The sequence below is a fragment of the Synechococcus sp. LA31 genome (assembly GCF_018502385.1).
Lineage (GTDB): Bacteria > Cyanobacteriota > Cyanobacteriia > PCC-6307 > Cyanobiaceae > Vulcanococcus.
The window spans coordinates 876,705-892,335 of the sequence record NZ_CP075523.1 but is presented as its reverse complement, the minus strand read 5'-3'; the positions used below and the strand labels follow the sequence as shown (position 1 = coordinate 892,335).

22 protein-coding genes are annotated in these 15,631 nt (G+C 61.6%); 4 read left to right on the top strand and 18 right to left on the bottom strand.

What is annotated here, in order from left to right; all coding sequences use genetic code 11:
• The first annotated feature begins 70 nt into the window (after nucleotides 1-70).
• Nucleotides 71-1,978 carry a 1-deoxy-D-xylulose-5-phosphate synthase gene (gene dxs / locus KJJ24_RS04760; RefSeq protein WP_214341775.1) on the top strand — a complete coding sequence of 636 codons (1,908 nt, stop codon included), beginning with the start codon at nucleotides 71-73 and terminating at the stop codon, nucleotides 1,976-1,978.
• Nucleotides 1,971-3,188, top strand: a complete 1,218-nt coding sequence (locus tag KJJ24_RS04755; RefSeq protein WP_250544923.1) for an NAD(P)/FAD-dependent oxidoreductase — start codon at nucleotides 1,971-1,973, stop codon at nucleotides 3,186-3,188. Before dxs ends, KJJ24_RS04755 begins: the two co-directional genes overlap by 8 nt.
• A gap of 6 nt (nucleotides 3,189-3,194) precedes the next feature.
• On the opposite strand, the gene psaK is transcribed toward KJJ24_RS04755, so the two are convergent.
• The 14 genes from psaK to KJJ24_RS04685 form a co-directional block, all read right to left on the bottom strand.
• Nucleotides 3,195-3,452, bottom strand: a complete 258-nt coding sequence (psaK, locus tag KJJ24_RS04750) for a photosystem I reaction center subunit PsaK (RefSeq protein WP_214341773.1) — start codon at nucleotides 3,450-3,452, stop codon at nucleotides 3,195-3,197.
• 68 nt (nucleotides 3,453-3,520) lie between these two features.
• On the bottom strand, nucleotides 3,521-3,847 hold the full coding sequence (locus KJJ24_RS04745) for a DUF3593 domain-containing protein (RefSeq protein WP_214341771.1): 327 nt from the start codon (nucleotides 3,845-3,847) through the stop codon (nucleotides 3,521-3,523).
• Nucleotides 3,844-4,137 (bottom strand): DUF2499 domain-containing protein, encoded by a 294-nt coding sequence (locus KJJ24_RS04740; RefSeq protein ID WP_214341768.1) that lies wholly within the window; start codon nucleotides 4,135-4,137, stop codon nucleotides 3,844-3,846. Before KJJ24_RS04740 ends, KJJ24_RS04745 begins: the two co-directional genes overlap by 4 nt.
• A gap of 10 nt (nucleotides 4,138-4,147) precedes the next feature.
• Entirely contained in the window at nucleotides 4,148-4,333 is a 186-nt protein-coding gene (locus tag KJJ24_RS04735; protein ID WP_214341765.1) for a hypothetical protein, read from the bottom strand.
• 94 nt (nucleotides 4,334-4,427) lie between these two features.
• Entirely contained in the window at nucleotides 4,428-4,964 is a 537-nt protein-coding gene (locus tag KJJ24_RS04730; protein ID WP_214341762.1) for a DOMON-like domain-containing protein, read from the bottom strand.
• Complete coding sequence (locus KJJ24_RS04725) at nucleotides 4,942-6,072, bottom strand: phosphotransferase enzyme family protein (protein WP_250544922.1); 1,131 nt, start codon at nucleotides 6,070-6,072, stop codon at nucleotides 4,942-4,944. Before KJJ24_RS04725 ends, KJJ24_RS04730 begins: the two co-directional genes overlap by 23 nt.
• Nucleotides 6,073-6,131: 59 nt before the next feature.
• Complete coding sequence (locus KJJ24_RS04720; protein WP_214341759.1) at nucleotides 6,132-6,389, bottom strand: DUF3136 domain-containing protein; 258 nt, start codon at nucleotides 6,387-6,389, stop codon at nucleotides 6,132-6,134.
• Between the two features lie 97 nt (nucleotides 6,390-6,486).
• The gene (locus KJJ24_RS04715; protein WP_214341756.1) at nucleotides 6,487-6,678 is read right to left on the bottom strand and encodes a hypothetical protein; all 192 of its coding nucleotides are present in this window, start codon (nucleotides 6,676-6,678) and stop codon (nucleotides 6,487-6,489) included.
• Between the two features lie 167 nt (nucleotides 6,679-6,845).
• Nucleotides 6,846-7,094: a hypothetical protein gene (locus tag KJJ24_RS04710; RefSeq protein WP_214341753.1), complete on the bottom strand. Its 249-nt coding sequence runs from the start codon at nucleotides 7,092-7,094 to the stop codon at nucleotides 6,846-6,848.
• 88 nt (nucleotides 7,095-7,182) lie between these two features.
• Nucleotides 7,183-7,983, bottom strand: a complete 801-nt coding sequence (locus KJJ24_RS04705; RefSeq protein WP_214343306.1) for an ABC transporter permease — start codon at nucleotides 7,981-7,983, stop codon at nucleotides 7,183-7,185.
• Nucleotides 7,983-8,795: an ABC-2 family transporter protein gene (locus KJJ24_RS04700; protein ID WP_250544921.1), complete on the bottom strand. Its 813-nt coding sequence runs from the start codon at nucleotides 8,793-8,795 to the stop codon at nucleotides 7,983-7,985. The genes KJJ24_RS04705 and KJJ24_RS04700 overlap by 1 nt, the downstream gene beginning before the upstream one ends.
• The gene (locus KJJ24_RS04695; RefSeq protein ID WP_214341751.1) at nucleotides 8,788-9,786 is read right to left on the bottom strand and encodes an ATP-binding cassette domain-containing protein; all 999 of its coding nucleotides are present in this window, start codon (nucleotides 9,784-9,786) and stop codon (nucleotides 8,788-8,790) included. Before KJJ24_RS04695 ends, KJJ24_RS04700 begins: the two co-directional genes overlap by 8 nt.
• A complete protein-coding gene (locus tag KJJ24_RS04690) occupies nucleotides 9,786-10,133 on the bottom strand; it encodes a hypothetical protein (RefSeq protein ID WP_214341748.1) in 348 nt (115 codons plus the stop codon). The genes KJJ24_RS04695 and KJJ24_RS04690 overlap by 1 nt, the downstream gene beginning before the upstream one ends.
• On the bottom strand, nucleotides 10,130-11,617 hold the full coding sequence (locus KJJ24_RS04685) for a bifunctional orotidine-5'-phosphate decarboxylase/orotate phosphoribosyltransferase (RefSeq protein WP_214341737.1): 1,488 nt from the start codon (nucleotides 11,615-11,617) through the stop codon (nucleotides 10,130-10,132). Before KJJ24_RS04685 ends, KJJ24_RS04690 begins: the two co-directional genes overlap by 4 nt.
• 173 nt (nucleotides 11,618-11,790) lie before the next feature.
• On the opposite strand from KJJ24_RS04685, the gene KJJ24_RS04680 reads away from it, so the two are divergent.
• Both KJJ24_RS04680 and KJJ24_RS04675 read left to right on the top strand, forming a co-directional pair.
• On the top strand, nucleotides 11,791-11,949 hold the full coding sequence (locus tag KJJ24_RS04680; RefSeq protein WP_214341734.1) for a hypothetical protein: 159 nt from the start codon (nucleotides 11,791-11,793) through the stop codon (nucleotides 11,947-11,949).
• Nucleotides 11,949-12,767, top strand: coding sequence for a glutathione S-transferase family protein (locus KJJ24_RS04675; protein ID WP_214341733.1), 819 nt, complete (start codon nucleotides 11,949-11,951; stop codon nucleotides 12,765-12,767). Before KJJ24_RS04680 ends, KJJ24_RS04675 begins: the two co-directional genes overlap by 1 nt.
• On the opposite strand, the gene KJJ24_RS04670 is transcribed toward KJJ24_RS04675, so the two are convergent.
• Genes KJJ24_RS04670 through KJJ24_RS04655 form a run of 4 tightly spaced genes read right to left on the bottom strand, consistent with a single transcriptional unit; the run spans nucleotide 12,757 to nucleotide 15,624 of the window.
• The gene (locus KJJ24_RS04670) at nucleotides 12,757-13,878 is read right to left on the bottom strand and encodes a neutral zinc metallopeptidase (RefSeq protein ID WP_250544920.1); all 1,122 of its coding nucleotides are present in this window, start codon (nucleotides 13,876-13,878) and stop codon (nucleotides 12,757-12,759) included. The two genes, KJJ24_RS04675 and KJJ24_RS04670, sit on opposite strands and share 11 nt — an antisense overlap.
• 27 nt (nucleotides 13,879-13,905) lie before the next feature.
• A complete protein-coding gene (locus KJJ24_RS04665) occupies nucleotides 13,906-14,505 on the bottom strand; it encodes a rhomboid family intramembrane serine protease (protein ID WP_214341731.1) in 600 nt (199 codons plus the stop codon).
• The gene (locus KJJ24_RS04660) at nucleotides 14,505-15,056 is read right to left on the bottom strand and encodes a hypothetical protein (RefSeq protein WP_214341729.1); all 552 of its coding nucleotides are present in this window, start codon (nucleotides 15,054-15,056) and stop codon (nucleotides 14,505-14,507) included. The genes KJJ24_RS04665 and KJJ24_RS04660 overlap by 1 nt, the downstream gene beginning before the upstream one ends.
• On the bottom strand, nucleotides 15,049-15,624 hold the full coding sequence (locus KJJ24_RS04655; RefSeq protein WP_214341727.1) for a PCC domain-containing protein: 576 nt from the start codon (nucleotides 15,622-15,624) through the stop codon (nucleotides 15,049-15,051). The genes KJJ24_RS04660 and KJJ24_RS04655 overlap by 8 nt, the downstream gene beginning before the upstream one ends.
• Between the last annotated feature and the right edge of the window lie 7 nt (nucleotides 15,625-15,631).

Here is a 15,631-nt window from a genome sequence, read left to right as displayed (position 1 = left end):
GGTTTGTCGCACGACCGGGCCAATCGCAAGAGCAGAGACCGTAGGCTTAATCGCAATCAAGGCCCAAGGCATGCATCTCAGCGAGCTGACGCATCCGAATCAGCTGCATGGCCTAAGCCTCGCTGAACTCGAGGGCATCGCTCGCCAGATTCGTGAGCGCCACTTGGAAGTGGTGAGCACCAGTGGTGGTCACCTCGGTCCTGGCCTCGGTGTGGTGGAGCTCACCCTGGCGCTGTACCAAACCCTCGATCTCGATCACGACCGTGTGGTGTGGGATGTGGGCCACCAGGCGTATCCCCACAAACTGATCACTGGCCGCTACAACGATTTCCACACCCTCCGCCAGAAGGATGGTGTGGCGGGCTATCTCAAGCGTTCCGAGAGCTCCTTCGACCACTTCGGTGCCGGGCATGCCAGCACGTCGATCTCGGCGGCCCTCGGGATGGCCCTAGCCCGCGATCAGCGCGGCGAGGATTTCAAGTGTGTGGCGGTGATCGGTGATGGGTCCCTCACTGGTGGCATGGCGCTTGAGGCCATCAACCATGCCGGTCACTTGCCCAGTACGCGTCTGTTGGTCGTGCTCAACGACAACGACATGTCGATCAGCCCACCAGTTGGGGCCCTGAGCACCCACCTGAATCGAATGCGGCACAGCAAGCCACTTCAGTTTCTCCAGGACAACGCTGAGGAGGCGATCAAGCACCTGCCATTCCTCCACGGAGAGCTGCCGACCGAGCTGAAGAACCTCAAGGAGAGCATGAAGCGTCTGGCGGTTCCCAAGTTGGGTGCCGTGTTCGAGGAGCTGGGCTTCACCTACATGGGGCCTGTCGATGGCCACGACATCGCAGGCATGATCGATGTGTTCCAGCAGGCCCATGCCCACGAGGGCCCAGTGCTGGTCCATGTCGCCACCACCAAGGGCAAGGGCTATGCCTACGCCGAGGAGGATCAGGTTGGCTACCACGCCCAGAGTGCGTTCGATCTCGCCACGGGCAAGGCCTATCCCTCCAGTAAGCCGAAGCCTCCCAGTTACAGCAAGGTGTTTGGCCAGACGCTCGTGAAGATCTGCGAGCAGGACCCCCGTGTGGTCGGCATCACGGCGGCCATGGCCACTGGCACTGGTCTGGATTTGCTGGAGAAAGCACGGCCCCATCAGTATTTCGATGTGGGCATTGCTGAGCAGCACGCCGTCACCATGGCTGCAGGGATGGCCTGTGAGGGTCTGCGCCCGATCTGTGCCATCTACAGCACCTTTCTCCAGCGTGCATACGACCAACTCATCCACGACGTGGGCATTCAAAATCTGCCCGTGACCTTTGTGCTGGATCGCGCCGGCATCGTGGGCGCCGATGGCCCGACCCACCAGGGCCAATACGACATCAGCTACCTGCGCTCTGTGCCCAACTTCACAGTGATGGCACCGAAGGATGAAGCCGAGCTGCAGCGCATGATGGTGACCTGTCTTCAGCACAGTGGACCTACAGCCCTGCGCATCCCCCGTGGTGAGGGCGAAGGTGCCGTCTTGATGGAGGAGGGCTGGGAACCACTCGACATCGGCCGCGGTGAGCTGCTGGCCGATGGCGACGATCTTTTGATCGTGGCCTATGGCGCCATGGTGTACCCGGCAATGGCTACTGCTGGCCTGCTGCAGGAGCAAGGTGTTCGGGCGGCCGTGATCAATGCCCGTTTCCTGCGCCCCCTTGACCAAGCCTTGATCCTTCCCATGGCCAAGCGCATCGGGCGGGTGGTGACCATGGAGGAGGGGTGCCTGCCTGGTGGCTTCGGTGCTGCTGTGGTTGAAACGCTCAACGACCACGACGTGTTGGTGCCCGTGTATCGCATTGGTATCCCCGATCAGCTGGTGGATCACGCCACTCCCGCTCAAAGCAAGCAGGCGCTTGGGCTTACTCCGCCCCAGATGGCGGACGGCATCATGAAGCGCTTCGCCTCCCTACGCCGCCAGGCTGTGGGTGTCTGATACAGCCTTCTCAGAGCCAGTTCAAGCCTGCGATGTGCTGATCGCCGGCGCTGGCCCCTCCGGCCTCCTACTGGCTCGGCTGCTCGCTCAATCCGGCGTGTCGGTGCTGGTGGTGGATCCGCTGCGGGATCTCAGCCATGCAGCCTTCAGTAGCGCGGCCCTTCCCCAGGAGGCTATTCAGCATTTTCGGTTGCCCGCTCAGGTTCAGGCAGCACCCTGGCGGGGGTGGCAGTTGTTGGGCCCTGGTCAACGCGAAGCCCGTGAATGGTTGAGCGAGCAGCCCCTTGGGGCCGTGTTGGATTTCGGTGCACTGCGCCAATGGCTTGCCCGTGTTGCGTCGGATCAAGGGGTGCAGCTGCAGCTGGGGTGGCGCGTGCAGGGCTGGAAGGCCATCGGTGATGGTGCACTTGTGCGCTTGCGGGGACCTGCTGGCGCCCAACGCGAGAGTCGTTGTCGTTGGCTGGTGGATGCCACCGGCCAGCGACGAGCCCTGATCGGTGAGCCATCTGCGAAAGCCGGTGGTTTGGTCACAGGCGAGGGCGTGGAGTGGCTCCTTCAGGTGCCGCCATTGCTTTGGCATCACTGGGCCGAGCGCCTCAGTTTCATGTTGGGCAGTGCGTGGGTGCCCCAGGGGTATGGCTGGGTGTTCCCGATGGCCCCAGGCCAGCTCAAACTGGGTGTGTGCCGTTTGCATGATCACCGCCACCGGCAGCCGCCACTACATGCGTTGATCACAAACCTGCGCCGACGGCTCGAGCTTGAGGCGTCCACTGTTCTGGATCGCCATGGCGGTCTGATTCGCAGCACGATTCGCCGCCGTGAAGCTCATCAACAGGGCCCGCTTCTTGGTCTCGGGGATGCCGTGAGCACCGGTAATCTGCTCGGCGGTGAGGGAATTCGCCATGCCATGGCCAGCAGTGAGGAGCTAGCTCCTCTGTTGCTGCAAGCCTTGGCGGGGGATCTGCAAGCCCTGGCCAGTTATGCACCGCGGTTGAGACGGCGGCTGGGCTGGCGCTGGTCGCTGAGCGGCCGTCTGGCCCGCCGCACGTGGCTGGGTCTGAACAGCGCTTCAGGTGATCGACGTTTGCAGCGATTGCTGCAGGGCTTGGAGGCTGGTAGCAGTGCCGAGGATCTCTCGACACTGCTGTTTCACTATCGCTTTGAGCGTTATGGCGTTAAAGCCCTGCCGTATCTCTTGGGCTGGCGCTGAGCCTGCTCAGATCACACCGCGGGCAGCCAGGCCAAGAATGGCGCCCATCCCGAGGACGTGGCCGAAGGATGTGGTGGCCAGCAGTGAGGCATGGCTCATGCCACCGAACAGGGCGGCGTTTGGCAGCTGAGCGCCTTCGTTGGGGTACTTAATGGTGGCCTTGCCGATGCCAATGGCGATCACGTTGGCAACGATCATCACCAGGCCCACCTTGGGTGACCAGGACACAGATGCGGGGGCGATGGCCAGCAGGGGAGCGAGCATCGAAGTTTCAGGCGACGCTTCATCTTCTGAGCGACAGAGCCTCCGCGCACGCCCCGCTTAAGACTTATTCACTGCTGCTGATCCTGGCGGGAACCTCTGAAACCCAGCAGCACCAGCACATTGCTCAGGGTGAGAAACACTTCCGCCCCGCCATGCAGAGGATCCACATCAGCCAGTTGGCGGCCGTAGACCCCCTCAGCGGTGATCGCCGCAGCGATTGTGACGAGCACAAACAGCAGGGTGAGGGAGAAACCCAAGAGGGCCAGGCGTGGCATGCGCCCCGAGCGCCAGCTCCACCAGAGAAAGGCTAAATAGGGAAGCAGTGACAGCCCAAAAAAGGGGGCTGGATCGACCCCCGCCAGCGTCTCCAACAGGGCCTGGGCGGTGATGCTCATCGCGCCCTCCGAGCGAGATTCCAGGCGGCACCCGCCATCGCTGTGTTGCCCAGGGCGGTGCACGCGGCTTGCAGCACGACCAGCCCCTGTAACGCTGCGGCGTTATCAAACAGATGCCAGGTACAGGCCGCCATCGCGCTGATCAACGCCGGGGTCATGGCCAAGGCCAACCAGCTCCACTCACGCTGCCGGTGTTCCTCGCCCCAACGCTGGATGGCCCACATCGCCAACCCCCACTCGATCACCGAGGCCAGATGAATCCACCAGGTGGGCAGTGACAGGGCATGCATGCCCTTGGTTCTACACGCTGTGGCTGCTGAACTGCTCGAACAAGGTTTGCAGCAGCCCGCTCATGCTGCCGTTGAGCTGGCAGCCCGGGGCACTATTGGAAGCCAGCAACAGCAGGGCGCAGGCATCCACCAGGGTTGCCGCCTCATCGCTGGAGAGCTGAAGCAGATGCTCTTCGCCGCAGTGGGTAACGCGCAAGGCTGAAGGTGTTGATGTGTTTCACGCTACGGAACCAGCTGAGACCTGTCGGAATCCGCTGTTTCATTTCCGCTTTGGGATCAAAGCGTGAAGCTCAGGCTGAAGGCTCCAAGAGCTGGAACGAGGCGCGGCGGTGGAAATCTGGTTCTGCTCCGCCGTGCCGCCAGGCCCAGTAGCTGCAGCCATGCTCAGGATCATCGAGCACGGCAGTGAGGCAGAGCTCCAGGGGGGCCGCCGGGTTCAACAGCGAGCACAGGTTGAGCTGGAAGCTGATCTGCAGTTCCTCATCAAGAGCTCGCAGGCAGTAAGGCAGGGCCTTGATCCCAGCTGCGGGTTTGAGGTTCTGCCGGTAGGCCGAGAGGGCATACACGTTCCAGTCGCCGTTCGGGGAGAGATTGATCTCCCAGTAGGCCTCTTGGCCCGGGGCCGCCAGAAAGGTTTCGAAGCAGGTGCTTTGCCATAACCCATCGCGCCGATAGAGCTCACCACAGCCGCCTGGGCGCTTCAGCGCAGCATGCGGTGCTTGGAGTGCAAAACACACCGATAGGATCCCGCCTTGCCAATGGGCACTGCCACGCAGCTGGACGCCGGCCAGCCAGGGTTGGGGCTCAAATGGATACAGCCTTTGCATGGCGATCCACAAGGTGCCGGATCTGGGGTAACTGGGCTTCGATGCTGGCCGTGAGCTGAAACTGCACCATGGCCCGGCGCAGGTTGTGTTGGGGGTCGTTGACCTGGAAGTAGGTGTTGCCCTGCAGATAATCGCTGAAGAAGCGCAATCCCAGCTCAAAGCTGATCAGGCGGGCGGCGTCGGGGATGTAGCGGCGTTCAGCGGCGCTCAGGAAGCTCCCAGCCACGCTGAGGTAGCCAGCCAGGATTGCGTCAGCCAGCTCCAGATCAAATTCCACGTTCTGGTGATCCCTAGTTTCTTCACCAAGCCGGTTGCAGCAGGAGCGCAGGCAATCACCGATGTCGTAGTGCACCAGTCCCGGTTTCACGGTGTCAAGGTCGATCAGGGCAATAGCCTTGCCGCTGTGGCGATCCAGCATCACGTTGTTGATCTTTGGATCACCGTGAATCGGCCGTAATGGCAGCTCGCCTCGCTCTTTGGCTCGCTCCAGCACATCGCAGTCGCCTTCGCGATCACGGATGAAGGCCAGGCAATACTCACTGGCCTCGCATGGCTCAACAGTGGTGTTCACCAGAGCTTTGCGATAGGCCGGCAGATAGCTGGGGGTGATATGAAAACCCTCGAGCGTGTCCGTCAGGCGAGAGGGCGACAGATCGTTGATGAGCTGGTGAAACACCCCTAGGCCGATGCCGAGTTCACGGGCCTGCTGGGCATCCACGACCACATCAACGCTGTGGGACTCGGGTACAAACGTGATCATGCGCCACACATCGCCGGAATCGGTGGTGTGTAGAGCCCCTCGCCTGTCGCAGGTGGGTACGACCCGTGGCATGTGCCATGGCTGCGGAGTGTTCGCGAGCTTGGCTTCAACGTGCTCGCCGAGCACCTGGATGTTGTGCATCACCAGGTCTGGCCGGGTGAACACGCGCGAGTTAAGCCGCTGCAGCACGGTGGTGCCTCGGCTGCTCAATACTTTGTAGGTGTCATTGATATTGCCATTGCCAAGCGGTTCAACTGCCGCAACAGCCGATACTCCTTCGAATGCCTCAGCAATGGTGATCAGATGGTTGTCGGTCTGTGCGGCCAATGAAAACTGCGGTTTCTGCAAATAACCTGACAGTTCTCGACAATGATCAGCCCTTCACGGGGCCAGAATCTTCATTGGAATCAGCTCGAGACTGGGCTGCGCTGCAAGCTGTCACCCTGCTCGCGCTCGATCTCGCGTCTGAGCTGATGTCGGATGTGATCGGGCGATTTGTATTGGCGGGGCAGACAGTTGTGGAGGGTTTCAAGCCGGCTCCAGCACAGGGTTTTCTCAATCCGGGCAGCGGGCCTTCCCTCCAGCAACAGCTGTTTGAGTGCTTTGCGGTAAAGGAAGTATTTGGCCTCCAGTTCAGCGATGGTGAGTCCTTGGCTGTCGCTCATCTGCAGACCTGCCCGGCGTTGCGGTTGTCTCACCGTACGCGAGCTGGGGGCCCTCCTCGGTCAAAGCAAGCTCTGCTGTAGCACTGCGCACCCATCCTCAGGTGATTTCTTCATAGCCACAGCTGCACGCCGGCCCAAAGCCGATGGGGAAGGCCGCCCGCAGGAAGACCAACCCCTGGCCCACACGCCCCAGATCGATCCCGAAACCGGTACCAGCGAGGCTGGCTAGCGCGGCTGTCACGGTGGCGAGCTGATTGCGTAGGTGGAGAGGGGTGTCCTGAACCTGCATCAGGCTTGTCGGATTGATCTGTCTTCCGACCCAGGGCTGCAACGGTTGCTCTACTCAGCTCTCCGATCAGCATCCGAGTGTTGAGCTTGAAGGTGGCGAACTCAAGCTCGCCACTCACAGATGCACCACGCACCAAAGGTTGATCCTCGTGCCCCTGATCCGATTCATCACAAACCGTTGATCCATTGGCGGCCAAGGGGCACGATCGAGCGGCTCACCTCAGCCCATGGGAACGCTTTGCTGGGCTCCGTATCACTGCAGGTGAGTTCGTAGCCCAGCCCATCGTGCACATCCACCAGGGCCTGATCAAATGGAATGGCGCGCAGCTGTGCGTAGATCCGCGCGATGGCGTTGATCTCGCCGGGGCCACTGGTTCCCTGCAGGTATCGATCCCGTAAGGCTTCGGCAGTGTGCATGGCTCGAACCCCAGCATTTCCTTCAGGCTCGATGCCATCAGCCGCTGCAGCAAGCGCTGTTCACCGGAGTTCACAACTTTGGCGCTGTTCAGCTGGACGCGGAGGTGTAGTGACGCAAGGCGAATTGCCAGAACAGGCGCGTGCCCAGTAGAGAAACGGCCGCAACAGCAAGCGATCCCAGCGACCAGGTCCATGAGGCCTCGCCGAGTAGCGCCTGGGCGGGCACGGTGGTGAGAAAGGCCACCGGCAGCACAAAGGTGAACAGGATGCGTAAGCCCGGCGGGTAGGCCTGAACTGGATAACGCCCAGCCACCAGCACGTAGCGCAGCACTTCGGTGGCATTCCAGATCTTCACGAACCAGATTGAGAGACTCGCCAGTAGAAACCAGAGGCTGTAAAGGATCAGCATCGATGCCAGCAGCAGTGTTCCTGTGAGCAGCACGTTGGCTGCACTCACCTTGATGCCCTGTTGAAGCATGGCCCACGCCATCAAGGCCAAGCCCGCCACCACACCTGGCAACCCCCAGGGAGACAAGTTACGTGTGGAGAGCCAGAACTGACTATCGATCGGTTTCAGCAGCACATAATCGAGTGTGCCGTTTTGCACGTGATTCACGATCCGGCTCAGGTTGGGTTGCAACACGCAACTGCTCACACCATCGAGCACGGTGTAAATCCCAAGCACCAACAGTGCACCTTCCCAGCTCCAGCCACCGATTTGTCGCTGTGGGCCGGCTAACAGCCCGAGCACGAACACGCTCCCGGCCAGGTTGCCCAGCACCGAGAGCAGCTCCACCATTGCATTGAGCTGATACTCGAGTTCCGCCTCCAGCGAACTGCCCCAGAAGCTGCACAAACTGAGCCAATAGCGCCTGGAGCGGCTCTGCATTAGGCCCCCATGGCTGAGTAGCGGCGCACGCCCGCGCGCCAGAGCAGCAGGCACGGTGGCAGCAACAGGGCACACCACAGGGCCATGACCGCAAATCCACCCGCTACATCCACTGATTCACCGGCCAACAGCCGGGCCGGAAAGTTCACCATGGAAGGGAAGGGTGTGAGGTCCGCCAGTCGTCGCACACCGGGTGGATAGGTGTCGAGCGGGGCTACCATTCCAGAGAGAAACAGATACGGAATCAGCAAAAGGCGATCGAGCGCCGCTGCGCGTTCGCTCCAGAAACAGAGCATTGCCACGATCGTTTGCAGCAGAAACCTCAGGCTGAAAGCTGCCAGCATCGCGACAACAGCAAGCAGCACCCTGCTGGGCTCTGGCCACCAGAGCAAATCGGGCGCCACCAGCGCGATCACCGTCAGCATCAGCGCCACGAACGGCACCCGGGTGGCTTGCTCGGCGAGGTGCGCAGCCACGTAGCGCCAGAGGGGGTGCAGTGGTTGCAGCAAAAAGGGAGAGAGTCGCCCTTCAAGAGCATCACGCTCAAACTCGTAGATCATCCACACCACGGTGAATTGCCGCACCACAAACGTCGCTAGGAAGTAGTGATTGAGGCTGCTGGCACTGATTCCCGCTGCTGCCGCTGCGCCGGATCCCTGCCAGACACCGAGCATGATCAGGGGAAGCACCCCTGAAAGGGCCCACAAGGCAATTTCGGCTCGGTATTCGAGCATGGTGGCGTAATGGGTGGAGAGCAACACCCGCGCCATCCGCGTCTTCTGCTTCAGCCGAGCCCGCAAACGCTCAGCCATCGGCCTGGCTGTCCTCCGCCGCTCGGGTGTAGAGCCCGCCGATCAGATCTTCAATGGGCGGGTCGTTCACTTCCAGATCAACCACATCAAACCTGTCCAGTAAGGCAGCGACCCGTTCGGTGAGCTGTTCGCGCGGTATCAGCAACATCACATGCCGTTCCTGCAGTTCTTCCAAGCGACCGAAATTCCGGAATGTTTCCGCCGGGTAGGCATCCCGTAGCTCAAGGCGCACCTGGCGCTCCGGAGCAAGCCTTGTGGTGAGGGCATCAAGCGGGCCATCGTGGAAGAGTTGCCCCTGATGGATCAACAGCACCCGTTCACATAGGGCTGTGATGTCTCCCATGTAGTGGCTTGTGAGCAGAACAGTGGCGCCGTAGCGCTGGTTGTAGTCCGCGAGGAACTCACGCACCCGCACTTGGGCATTCACATCCAAGCCAAGGGTGGGTTCATCGAGAAACAGCACCGCGGGGCGATGCAGCAGTGCCGCCAGCAATTCTGCTTTCATCCGCTGCCCAAGCGAAAGCTTTCTCACCGGACGGTGCAGTTCTTCCCCAAGTTCGAGCATCTCTGCTAGCGCATGGATACGACGCTTGGCCTCGCTTGGATCGATGCCGTACACCGCGGCATTCACCTGTAGGGAATCCATGGGCGGCAGGTCCCAGATCAGTTGCTGGCGATTGCCCATGACCAGGGTGATCTGCTGCAAAAAGCGTTCTTGGCGGCGCTGAGGCAGGCAGCCTGCGACTGCTAATTGGCCGCCCGATGGATGGATCAACCCACTGAGCATTTTCAGGGTCGTGGTTTTGCCCGCTCCATTGGGTCCTAGAAAGCCCACCATCTCACCGGCTTCGATGGAGAAGCTGAGCTTGCGTACAGCCTCCACCTCTCGGTAGCGCCGCCGCAGCACGTGGCGCAGGGTGCCGGCCAGTCCTGGTTGCTTATCGGCCACCCGGAACTGCTTACTCAGCTCCTGCGCCTGAACAATGGGCATCAGTTGGGCGTGCAGGCCTGCTGGAAACGCTCGAGCTGTTCGCTGATCGGCGCACGGGCCCGAAGCGCTAAAGCGCGCTCTACCTGCTCGCAGGCCAGATCGTTTTCACCGCGATTGAACAGATCCGCCGCTCGGGCCTCTGCTTCGTTTTGTTGCTGCTCAGCCTCCCCGGATTGGGCCGGAGGTTTTGAGGGCTCAACCGTGGGCTGAGCGGGCGTGGGTTGCGGTGCAGTGGGCTTGCGCCACTGGTTGCATCCCGTCAGGGCCAGCAGCAGGGTGACGCCGATCAATCCCGCTGCCGAGCGGCGGCGATCGGTGAGCAGCCGCTGAATCTTCGTATTCCTCACATCAGCATTGTGGCCTGTTCTTCACTCAGACGCCCCGCCTGGAGCAGCTCCTGGGTGATGCGGGGAATGTCCAACACGGCGTGAACCCGGTAGCCCTGGTCCTCGAGTCGTTGTCGGGCTCGACGATCACGCTGGCCCCCGTGGTCGATGAACACCACCACATCCTTCACCACAAGCCCCGAACTTTCCAGCTTGGCGATGCCCTCCAGCACACTGCCACCGGTGATCAAGATGTCGTCCACCACTACCACCTGGTCACCTTCATTGAAGTCACCTTCAATCAAGCGGCGTGCTCCATGGGCTTTTACTTCTTTGCGTGGATAAATCAGCGGCTTGTGCAACGCCAGAGATAGCCCTGTGGCTGTCGGCAGGGAGCCGTAGGGAATCCCGGCGATACGGTCAAAGTTCAGCTGCTCCAGCAGGCCGCTGTAGCTATGCAGCACCCGATGGAACAAGTTGGGGTCGGAGATGATTTGCCGTAAGTCAACGTAGTAGTTGAACACCGCACCTGAGGCCTGCACATACTCGCCGAAGAGCAGACAGCCGATATCGAAAAGGTCGATGATCAGTTCGGCCAAAGGGTCAACATCCACATCGCTGGAAGGCTGATCGCTTTTCGGGTTCGCGAGCCAGAGCTCACAGCTGCTGGCCCTCTGTTCCGGATGCTGATCGAGCCAGTGCTGGCGTCTCTGGTTAATCAGGGCCTTCAAGGCGGCGGCTTGATCACTCAGGTCGTCTTCCACCAGCAGGTTTTGGGGCAGGGGAAGCAGCAGGCCATCGGCAGCTTCGTTAAGGCCGGCCTCGAGCAGGCCATCGAGGCGTTCTTCTTCGCTCCAGATGCTCCGCAGCATCAACACACGCTCAGGGGCGGCCCTGCGCACCAGGGCCAGCACGGCTGGATCACTGGTGCCCACCTCCAGCAACAGTTGTTCAGGCGTGCCCCAGAGCTGGCTTTCGCGCACGATCTGCAAAAACAGCGGATCCGTCTCGCTGGGGTGGTATTGGATGCGTTTGGCGGCGGGGTTGGAACTGCGGCAGGTGATCACCACAGCCTTATCGGCGTACAGCAAAAAGGGCGCCGCGATGTCTTGGCCGGCCAGGGGTGAGAGGGTCACCGCATCCACGGCTAAATCCCTGAAGAGGTAGTGAGCCAGCGCCGTGGAGGAATTGAGATCACCGTGCTTTGCATCGATGATCAGTGGCAGATCTCGCGGCACGAGATCGCGCACTTCCAGCAGCAGCTCCAAGCCAAGTGGCCCCAGCGCCTGGTAGAAGCCAAGGCTCGCTTTGATCGCACACACGTGCGGACTCGTAGCCTCTACCACGGCTTTGATCCAGTGCCGGGCCTGACTCAGAAAAGAGCGATTGCCCATGCCGTGACGCAGGGCCCAGCTCTGCAGCATCTCGGGGTTTGGATCGAGACCCGTCACCAGCAGCGACTGGCGCTCGGCGATGGCTTCGGTGAGTTGAACGAAGAAGCCCATCCGCCGGACCGCGGTAACACCGTTGATAGGAGATGGCTGCCCCCCTGCGCAGGATGCGGCAACAGCTCGTTGCAAAAACGCCGGCAACCCGCCGCAGGCAGGATGCCGATCTGGCCCTCCTCACTGGCTGGCCGATGCTGTGGCTGATGTGATCCGGTCGCTGAGATCACCCTGTGAACCGCGAGCTCGATCAACGCTGCCTGGAGTTAGCTCTGGCCGATCTGCGCCAGCTTCAGCCGCGGCAACGCCTCCGTGCCCTGGCCCAGTTCCGGGCTATTGACGCCTCCTTAGCCGACAAGCTGCAGCTGGAGCTGCTGCTCCATCTCGCCTGATGCCATCCATGCTTGAGCTGTTTCACGCCGCCCCGTCGTATTACTCAATGGTGGCGCGGCTGGCCTTGGCCGAAGCCGGCATCCTCAGCATCAGCAGGCTGCTGGACATCCACATCGCCAAACAGCAACTCAGCCCTGCCTATCGGCGTCTCAATCCCAACATGACCGTGCCCACCCTGCGGGGCCCGGATCTGCTCCTCACAGACAGTGCTCAGATCCTGGCGTACGCGGCTACGCATGCCGTTTCGCCTTGGGCCGATGCCGACCCGGCGCGTCAGGCCGGCATCTCCGTTGCCGTGGCGGGCCACTACGCCATTTCGATTGAGACCCTGACCTTCAGCAAATTGTTGGCCAGCCAGCCCTGGTTCAAAAGGGTGTTGGTGCCCATGATCAGCGGCATCAATCGCTCCTTAGAGCGCGATGAGCGCCGTTTCCCCGATCAGGCGCCATTGCTGAGGGCTAAGCAAGAGCAGAATCGGCAACGCTTGGCCGTGTTCCGCGATCGTCCGGCGCCTGAGGTGCTGAGAGAGCAGCGAGCAGTGGTGGCGGCCTACCTCGCCGGCCTGCCGCCCATCGTGGCCGGGGGATGGTTGTTCGGCAGCCGGATCAGCAGCGCTGATGTGGTGGTAGCAGTGCTCTGCTCCCGCCTGGCCATGGCCGGGGAACTCCCATTGCTACAGCGTCCGGATCTGCAGGGCTGGTGGCAGCGGGTTCAGCAGCGGCCCGCCTTCAGCCAGGCGGATCTTTGGACCCGGTTCCAGCGCCGCCGTTTCCTCCAGGCCTTGCTTGAGGCTCGCCGCACGCCGATCAACCCTTAGGTTTCCGCTGCTTGGCGCAATCGCGATCTCGCAGCACGGCCGCTTGGCCTTTGCCATCGCGGTTGATCGGTTGGGGACCGTAGTCGTCATCGCTCACATCAAAGCTGCTGCTGCCGCAGTGGAGTGTGAGCTCCTGCTGGTTGTAGGCCCCATCGGCGCGTCCCTTGCCCTGCTGCGCTGCCATGCCGATGCACTGCTGTTGGCTTCCCCACAGACAGCTGGCGGCCCCGAGCAAACCACCTACCAGGTTGGTGGCGATCTGTTGACCTCGCTCGATCTCGAAACGGCGAACTTCATAACGCCTGCGATCCAGTCGGCGATCCTCTGCTGTGGCGGGCAGCGGCCGACTGAAGGTTTCCTGGGTGTCAACGCGCCAATCCCCAAGTTGTTGGCCTGGATTCAGTTGGCTAGCGACGCCCTTGGTGAGGGCCATGAAGCGATCTTTGGGGTAGCCGTGATGCTGCTGAGCCAGCCGCTCGTAGTCACCCATTTCAAAGAGCAGATTCGCCGTTTGGGTGAATTCGTCGACGTCGATCGCACCTTGGTTCAGCATCCACCCCAGGAACACGCCGGTGCGCCAGTCGGCGGCGAGCTCCTCTTGTTTGACAGTGAGATTCATGCCCCTCTTGAAAGGGCCGCGACCTTGCTCCTGATTGACGTGATGACCCCATTCATGAGCCAGCACGGCCAGATCAAGCAGCAGCAAGGTTTGCTCACTCTTCCCCCGGGCACTGCGAACGCTGCGCTTGAGGTTGAGCGCCATGGCCAATTCTCGGCTCGGCGGGCAGTAGTAAGCCATCGGGTGCGCTACACGTTTAATGCCACATCCTTTGGCTTGATCGCCGGCGAACAACAGGGTGGGCTGTTGTTCGCTCGCCCAGAAGCGATTTAGTAGGTCATGAGCTGAGCGCAAATAGCGCTCGCGCAGCTTCTGGCCCGTGCCCGTGCGTCGGAGCTGTTCGAGGCTGCGGGCCTCCTCAGCTGAAGGCAGATGCAAACCGGGCAGAGGCCCTTGGCCGGGGGCCCAGGGTTGGGCTTTCAGCGCCGATCGATCGCTCAGCAGGAGGAGCAGAAGCGCAGCAGGCAGTCGGTGAAGGGTGCGTTGGAGCATGCTGCGACCGGATCGCCTGGTTGAGTCTTATCGCTTGCTGGTATCTGAGGGTTGAGTGGTGCGGTGCATGCCCCAGGCGGCCAGCATTCCGCCGGCGAAGCCGCTGGCATGGCCAATCCAACTCACTCCCGCCGGGGAAAAGAGGGGAATCAGGCTCGGCAGCACGCCGCCATAACTGATCAGGCACAGCACCGAGAGCAGCAGCGACAGCGGTCGTCTCTCCAGCCAACCAATCAGCAGTAGGTAGCCGAGCAGGCCATAAACAACACCGGAGAGTCCATGGCTGGCGGTGGGCCAGAACAACCACACCGGGATGGCTGTGGCGTAGACACCCAGCCACACCGCTAGATAGTCGCGACGTCCTTGCGTGAGGACTAGCCAAGAGAGGGGCAAAAACATCAGGCTGTTGGCCAGCAGATGGCCAAAGCCGCTGTGGCTGAATGGCGCGGTGAACACCCCGATGAATGGCCCCCGGGGCTCCATCGGAAGATTCCAGCCACCCCGAAACAGCAGCTGATCAATCACTTCCTGCGTCCATGGGATCAGCAGGATCAGCGGTGGGATCAGCAGGTTGGTGCCCAAGCGAGCCAGGCTGCGATCGAGGCGTTGGCCGAGGCTTGCACCCATCAGATCCCTAAACGGCACTCCAAGACAGCAAGAGCCTCATCGGGCAGGCCCAGAAAGCCATCCAACCAAGCTGCACCCGTGGGCTCGATGAGCGCCGCTCCAACGAGCACACCGCGACAGCTCTGATCGAGACGCTGGCCCTGCACGCGGTGGCGGGTGCTTTGGATCGCCTCGGTGGTGAGCTTCGTGTCCACCACCAGATCAGGTGCTGTGATGCTCATGCCGCCCAAGGCCCCCAGATGAAAACGAAAGCGCGAGCGGAACTGCAAGTCAACCTGGCCAGTGTTGCGCTCAACATGGCCCGTCAAGATCTCTGGATGAATGGCAATGCTGAGGCCCGGCGGCAGCGGCAGCCCTAGAAAGCGGGTGGTTCGCCAGTTGAGATCGGGAATCGTGATCGCGTCTGCGGGGAACCCCACTTTCTGGAAACCATCGGGAGCCAAGCCCACGTCACCGCGGGCTGAGCCACCGAGAGCGTTGTAACGAAACCGTGGATAAGCGCCGATCACCAGCTCACAGCCGGCGAGGGTGTCCAGGCGAGCTTCAGCCATGGATCAGAGCATTGAGTGCCCCGCTGGTATGCAGCGCTTCGAGCTCGCTGTAACCACCGATTAGGCGGCCATCGATGCTGATCTGAGGAAGGGAACCGGAGCCGGCGGGGATCACCTCGTAGGCGAGGCCTTGGCCGTTCAACAAGCGCTCGGTGCGACGTGACCAGGCACAGCCCTCGGCCAGGGCTACCTGAATGTGGGGACTGTTGGCGTGGGCGGAGGTGACTGGATTCAGGGGCGATTCCTGGATCCAACCGATGAGGAGGTCGGCGCCTTTGAGCACCTCACTGCCGTGTTCGAGGTGGCCACCCCACATTTGGCAGGTTGGATCCGAAAAGCTCAGGTGCAGGTGAACGCCCTCTGGAGAGAGCGTGCCCTGGAGAGTGATGATTTCCAGCTCCCCCTGCAGCACGGTGGGAGCGCCCTGACCGGGGCATGCGAAGCACGCCTGACGCATGTTGCCCACCACGCTCAACACAAAACCCGAGGCCTGCTCATGCCTGGCAATCTGTTCAAGGCTGGCGCGCAGATCAGCTCCGGCTTCCAGATGAACAGGCAAGGCTCTCATTTGATCC